Annotated in this window: 6 protein-coding genes; 2 read left to right on the plus strand and 4 right to left on the minus strand. The window is 23.0% G+C overall.

Annotated features, from left to right (window positions below):
• Positions 1–307: 307 nt before the first annotated feature.
• Positions 308–1,402, plus strand: a complete 1,095-nt coding sequence (locus GBZ86_RS13365) for a hypothetical protein (RefSeq protein WP_152891436.1) — start codon at positions 308–310, stop codon at positions 1,400–1,402.
• Positions 1,403–1,577: 175 nt separating this feature from the next.
• Here GBZ86_RS13365 and GBZ86_RS18460 read toward each other — a convergent pair whose 3' ends face one another.
• Entirely contained in the window at positions 1,578–1,703 is a 126-nt protein-coding gene (locus GBZ86_RS18460; RefSeq protein ID WP_268817443.1) for a hypothetical protein, read from the minus strand.
• Between the two features lie 107 nt (positions 1,704–1,810).
• Entirely contained in the window at positions 1,811–2,194 is a 384-nt protein-coding gene (locus tag GBZ86_RS17320) for a hypothetical protein (RefSeq protein ID WP_170272260.1), read from the minus strand.
• 413 nt (positions 2,195–2,607) lie between these two features.
• On the opposite strand from GBZ86_RS17320, the gene GBZ86_RS13370 reads away from it, so the two are divergent.
• The gene (locus GBZ86_RS13370) at positions 2,608–3,006 is read left to right on the plus strand and encodes a hypothetical protein (RefSeq protein WP_152891438.1); all 399 of its coding nucleotides are present in this window, start codon (positions 2,608–2,610) and stop codon (positions 3,004–3,006) included.
• Between the two features lie 388 nt (positions 3,007–3,394).
• Here GBZ86_RS13370 and GBZ86_RS13375 read toward each other — a convergent pair whose 3' ends face one another.
• Positions 3,395–3,556, minus strand: a complete 162-nt coding sequence (locus tag GBZ86_RS13375; RefSeq protein ID WP_152891440.1) for a streptolysin S family TOMM toxin — start codon at positions 3,554–3,556, stop codon at positions 3,395–3,397.
• A 72-nt stretch (positions 3,557–3,628) separates the two neighbouring features.
• On the minus strand, positions 3,629–3,895 hold the full coding sequence (locus GBZ86_RS13380) for a hypothetical protein (RefSeq protein WP_152891442.1): 267 nt from the start codon (positions 3,893–3,895) through the stop codon (positions 3,629–3,631).
• Positions 3,896–4,091 lie beyond the last annotated feature (196 nt).

Genomic DNA, 4,091 nt, shown 5'->3' on the forward strand with positions numbered 1-4,091 from the left:
ATACTATTCATAGAACCAAATTCCTCCTGTGTTTTATTAGTATTGGGTGTATTAATAGTTTGCACAGTTTTTAGGAATTTGGTTCATTTTTTATAAAATTAATTTTTAATTACTTGTAAAGTGGTGTCATAATAATAAATCCTTAATAAATATAATAGAGCTACTAGTATAAGTCTAGTGATTCTATTATATTTTCACAGTAAAAAAATTAATAAATTTTTCCTTGAAATATTGTATATTTAAAAAGTATATGATAAAATTCTACGGTAAATTATCAATTTATAGAAAACAAAAGAGGAGGAAAACTATGAAATCCATAGTTAGTCAAATTTACATTAAAGTTTTAGCTATACTTTTAGTGTCAATATTATTAACTCCCATAATTGGACATACTGTTTATGCTCATGAAATTTATTCAAATTCTACTATAGAGTTTGGAAATATTCGAAAGAAAATGATTGTTGGTGAAAAACAATCATTAAGTATTTTATTACTATTTGATAATAAAGTTATTGAAAAAAGTAATAAAAAAGTGCAGTATAAATCTAATAATCCTATGGTTGTTAAAGTAGAAAATGATAAGATTATAGCTATTAATAAAGGAATAGCAACTATAACAGCTTATTATGAAAATAAGGAATGTAATGTTGTTATTAAAGTATTTAAAGCTAAAGAGTTAGAAGAAGAAACTTTAAAAGTTTCATTAAAATGGACAAGAAAAAAAGATAGAGTTTCTTTGGATTGGACTAAATTTGATGAATTTGTTGAGTTTAGAATATTAAAAAAAGAAATAAATGAAAAAGAATATACTGAAATCATAAAAAATGGCGTAGGAACTAGCTTTTTAGATGAGGATATTTTACCAAATCATGAATACTTATATAAAGTATTTTTAAAAGGAAAGAATAAGGAGGAATATGCTCTTAATGATGTAAACATTCCTGTTTATTTTGACCCTAATGTAAAGGTAGAAAAAGTAGAAAAATTAACTGAAGAAACTGTTGAAGAAAATTCACCTCATGATCTAAAGGAAAAAGAACCTATTATTGTTTTAAATGAAGGTTCTTCAGTTAATGAAAGTAATAAAGAATTCACTGATTCTAAAGAAAAAGTTATTGAAAAAGATAATAAATATGATGAAGAAGTTAAAGAAAAAATAGATTCATCTAAAGAATTAAATTTAAATAAAAAAATTCCAAATGAAACTGTTAAAGAAGATGTAGCACCTACAACTACTACAGTAAATAAAGAGGATACTCCTAAAGATGCTACTATAAATAAAGTTGAACAGAAAACTAATAAAATTGAATCAACCTTACTAGCAAAGATGATGGTTATAGTTGGTACTGTATTAGTTATAGTAGGAGCTGTTGTTGCTATAAAAATTAAAAAGAAAAATTAATCATTTGTTTATATAGAAAAGGTGGATATACCTTTTCTTTTTTATATTTCACTATTATTCAATACTTGTCATCAAGTTGGAATCAATATTTAGAAAAATTAGAAAAACATCCATATTTATTATTAACCTTGTAAAATTTTATCGCCATAATAAAGATACCTTTCTAAATAATTTTTTATCCCATTATACTTTTTATCCATTCAGTATAATATGTCCATTGCTCTTCTACATTAACAAATTCTAATATTTCATCACAATCAAAAATATCAACTAAATTTGAAAATATTGTTTGTTTTCCCATGAATAGTCTGTTTTACCAATTTAATCTATTTAAGAAATATTTTATTATGTTTATAAGACATCAGTTTAATAAATTATGAAATAATTTACTAAAGCCGTGATTGTTCATTAAAAATATTCTAAAGATTTTTTAAAGATATTTTTATTTTCTTCAGTAATATTATTAATTTTTAATCCTATAAGTAAATTATCATTATTTAAGTAAAAATCAATACTACCATTTTTTAAGCAATTATTAATTTTATTATCTGAAAATATTATACTTACACTTACGCTTTCTATATATACTTTTAATAAGCCTTTTTCATCTATATATATTTCGTCATTAGTATTCTGCATTTCTAATATAGGGCTTCCGTTAACAGTATGAATTTTTTTGTTATAATTATCTACTTCATATATATTCTTACACATAATTAATGTTATAGAACGAAGATCTTTTTTATATTTTCCTAATCCTATTTCTATTAATGAATCACTAAAATTCCCCATTCTCCAATATATAGTTGGCTCTTTTCAAATATTCCAAGAACCAAATTTTATATCTATTGGTATATATACATCAAATTCTATTATTTCTTTTTTTATTGTTTCGTATTTAAATATTTTTAACATTATATATATCTACCTTTCTTTTATCAATGTCTATAAAAAGCATGTTTTATTAGGGGCAATAATCCTACTTCTCTTGGTTTACTAAACCTTAATTCTCAATTTTCTAAATTTATAATTTTATTATAATTAATTCTTTCTAGATACAATAACTTCAAAAATAGCTTTTTTTTCAATTCTGATTTAAAATGAATTTATAGGTATCTTTTTTACAGAACTTAAATATTTATTTTACAAGGAGATAAGACATGAATAAAAAACTATTTTTTAAATTAGGATTACTGTTATTATCTATGTCACTTATGGCATGTGGACAGAAAAATAATTCATCTGGAGTAGATAATTCTTCTAAATCAAATACAAATCAATTTGCTAACAGTACTGAAAGTTCAGTAACAGAAAGTGCAAAAACTAAAACTCACTCTGTTGAAAATGCAGTAAAAAACAAAGAAAAACATACTCAACAAGAGAGTAAAAAAGAAGTAACTGAAAAAGAATACTATGACTTAATAAAAGAAGCTTGGCAGAAACAAAAGGATTACCTTGATTCTATTGATGATCCTAAAGTAAAACAATCAGTACAAACCACCAACTCTGCAGCTATTTCTAAATCAAATGAATTACTTATGGAACATCCTGAAGACTCTAAGGCTATAAATGCAAGTCTAAAGAAGGTTCTCCATGGCCAATAATTTTGAAGCTTTTTAAAGAAAAACTTGGGTAATTAAATATTAAGTGGTAATATTTTTTGTACATATATTTTAAAGTCGTAAGATTAATATTTTCTCCTTTTATAAAATTGAAATTTAAATTTTTATGATATATCAGTATAATAAAATTATTATACTACAAAGATAATAGTTGAGTAATTTTATTACACTTACTTAAAAGTTTTTTAATTAACTTTACTTTTTTCACTAAGGTAATTTTTCCCAATGCGCTTAACAGTATACTAACTTTTCTTTACTATATTTATTTTATAAAAAGAAAGATACTAAAATATATTGCTATTTTAGTATCTTTCTTTATTATTAATATTTTAACTTTATTCACTTATATGTAAACTTATTATTTTATATTTTATTCAGCATTTTGTGGATTAACATTTGTTGCTACTGATCCGCTTCCAACATTTACTCCAACACAACAACAACAAGTACAACAGCAGCAAGCCCCTGGCACTACTTTTATTTCTTTATTAACTATTGTAGTAGCTAAGATATTATTATTAAATTTCAACATATCCATCTCTCCTATCTACTATTTTTATTAATTGTTTATAATTAAGTGCTTGTACATATTTTAAACTTACAATTATATTTTAATTTTTTTAATGATTTTATTCAATATGATGTTATTTCTATTTTTTCCTTCTTTAAGTTTACAATTAAAAATAATATTTTCTTTATAAGATAATGTTATTTCTGATAATTGAGCATAAACATTTATATATAATATTAAAGAAAAATCATTATTATTTCTATATGAATATATTAATTCTCCAGTCTCAATACTTCCAATACTGACAGGTTCACTATTAAATAATTCAAGCATATCATATTCACCATATTTTATATACATAATATGCCTCTAGTATATTGTTATTACGCTAATCACATAATCAGTTTCATCATTGATTACTTTCACACATTGTATTTCGTAGAAAGAAAATACTACTCATTTATAAAGGGAACTTTTTTCCATGCACTTAGGATAATAATACATCTTGATTTTTTGCTAATAAAAATAATGCTAACAACAGTAATAAACCTAATAT

Origin of the sequence: Clostridium tarantellae, from assembly GCF_009295725.1 — a bacterium.
GTDB classification, from domain to species: Bacteria; Bacillota; Clostridia; order Clostridiales; family Clostridiaceae; genus Sarcina; species Sarcina tarantellae.

What these genes read in the sequence shown, in the direction of transcription:
- GBZ86_RS13365 (WP_152891436.1), top strand. Translation starts at nt 308, where the DNA reads ATGAAATCCATAGTTAGTCAAATTTACATTAAAGTTTTAGCTATACTT.
- GBZ86_RS18460 (WP_268817443.1), bottom strand. Translation starts at nt 1,703, where the DNA reads ATGGGAAAACAAACAATATTTTCAAATTTAGTTGATATTTTTGATTGT.
- GBZ86_RS17320 (WP_170272260.1), bottom strand. Translation starts at nt 2,194, where the DNA reads ATGGGGAATTTTAGTGATTCATTAATAGAAATAGGATTAGGAAAATAT.
- GBZ86_RS13370 (WP_152891438.1), top strand. Translation starts at nt 2,608, where the DNA reads ATGTCACTTATGGCATGTGGACAGAAAAATAATTCATCTGGAGTAGAT.
- GBZ86_RS13375 (WP_152891440.1), bottom strand. Translation starts at nt 3,556, where the DNA reads ATGTTGAAATTTAATAATAATATCTTAGCTACTACAATAGTTAATAAA.
- GBZ86_RS13380 (WP_152891442.1), bottom strand. Translation starts at nt 3,895, where the DNA reads ATGTATATAAAATATGGTGAATATGATATGCTTGAATTATTTAATAGT.